Origin of the sequence: Flavobacterium sp. ACAM 123, assembly GCF_000264055.1 — a bacterium.
Lineage (GTDB): Bacteria > Bacteroidota > Bacteroidia > Flavobacteriales > Flavobacteriaceae > Flavobacterium.
Window position 1 is genome coordinate 1 of the sequence record NZ_AJXL01000238.1, and the last position, 700, is coordinate 700.

Annotated in this window: 1 protein-coding gene; it reads left to right on the forward strand. The window is 30.7% G+C overall.

From position 1 onward, the window contains the following. Positions 1-106: 106 nt before the first annotated feature. Positions 107-700 (forward strand): IS630 family transposase (locus A3SG_RS0118495; RefSeq protein WP_029596911.1); only part of this gene is annotated, 594 nt, incomplete at its 3' end.

A 700-nucleotide genomic window follows, 5' to 3' on the forward strand; every position in this document is an offset into this window, starting at 1 on the left:
CAATTAGCACTTCACAATAGAAATTTAAAAAATGTATTAATTTACTTTGAAGAGCAACACAATATTATAATCTGCAAAAAGACTTTGCAGAATTTTTTAAAAGATACTGGGCTATAGTTGGAAAAGAGCCCGACTCTCTTTAAATGGCAAACGTAACAAAGAGCAATTTCAATTTAAACAAAAACAAATAGAAACCTTAAAGGATTTGGAAAATAGTGGATATATCGATTTGTATTTTGGTGATCAAAGTCATTTTGGGCTTACCCCCAATGTGCCTTATGCATGGCAAACAAAAGAAAATCCGATATTATTACCCGCTTCTAAAGGCAAGTATTTGAATGTGGTTGGAATGATGACCCGTAAAAATAAGTTTTATTTTGAAGTACTTGAAACGACTTTTAATTCTGACAGAATCATCTGTTTTATGGATCGATTTGTAGAACAAACCGTTAAAAAAACAGTTGTGATTCTTGATAATTCTCCAATACACAAATCAAAAAAGTTTATGGCTAAAATTGAACAATGGAAGGAAAAAGATGTGTTGATTTATTTTTTGCCTCCGTACTCTCCAGAGTTAAACTTAATAGAAATACTATGGCGGAGAATAAAATATCAATGGTTAGATTTCGATGCTTATAAGTCATTTCAAAACCTCAAGGAAAGTTTAAATTTTGTACTGAATAATTTTGGCGGAAAATAC